This window comes from Streptomyces sp. MB09-01, assembly GCF_033794505.1.
In the GTDB taxonomy this organism is placed as follows: Bacteria; Actinomycetota; Actinomycetes; order Streptomycetales; family Streptomycetaceae; genus Streptomyces.
Map to the genome: position 1 here is coordinate 1 of NZ_JARAYQ010000589.1, position 890 is coordinate 890.

Here is an 890-nt window from a genome sequence, read left to right on the forward strand (position 1 = left end):
GTTTTCGGGGGAGGTGAGGGGGGTCGGGACAGCGCCGTGGCGGCGTTGGCGTCGGCTGTACTCGGTGATGGCCTGCCACAGGTCACTTCGGTCGTTGTCGGGCCAGTAGCCGGGGGTGAAGTACAGCTCTGCGTAGGCGGCGTGCCAGGGCAGGAAGTTGGAGGTGCGCTGTTCGTTGCCGGTGCGCCACAGCAGGTCCACGTCCGGCATGTCGGGGTGGGGCAGATGGCGGGCGAAGTCGTCCTCGCCGAGGAGGTGGGGATCCACTTCACCCTCTCGGGCTGCCTGGGCGAGCGCTGCGGCGGTCCGGGTGATCTCGTCGCGGCCGCCGTAGTTGATGCAGGTAGTAAGTGTCAGTCCGGTGCGGGTGCGGGTGCGGTGCTCTTCGCGCCTGAGCGAGTGGACCAGGTCCTCGGGAAGTTTGTCGGGACGGCCGGACCAGCGCTGGCGTACGTTCATGTCACGGAGGGGACCCTCGTCGAGTTCGCGTTGGGTTGCCCCCAGAATCGTGGTGATCTCCTCTGTGCCGCGCTTCCAGTTCTCGGTGGAGAACATGTAGACGGTCAGATGGCGCAGGCCGATCTCCAGGGCGCCATAAACCATCTCGTACACGGCGGCGATGCCGGCGCGGTGGCCTTCATGGCGGGGCAGGCCGCGCTGCTCGGCCCAGCGGCCGTTGCCGTCCATGATGACCGCAACATGGGAGGGCATTTGGTCGGCGGCGATCTGCGGGGCCCGGATGCCGTCGGGGTGCGACGGCATCCGGGCCCCGCAGATCGCCGCCGACCAAATGCCCTCCCCTTTTCCTGTCTCTTAAACCAATCTCCGGCCCCCAGAGAACGGGAGAAATCACGTATACCCTGCTTCCTCTAAAAAAAAAAACAAAAGAA

1 protein-coding gene is annotated in these 890 nt (G+C 65.6%); it reads right to left on the minus strand.

Features of this window, described 5'->3' with window-relative positions:
• Nucleotides 1–762: polyprenyl diphosphate synthase (uppS, locus tag PV721_RS43610; protein ID WP_319734454.1), on the minus strand; the 762-nt coding region annotated here is incomplete at its 3' end.
• Between the last annotated feature and the right edge of the window lie 128 nt (nucleotides 763–890).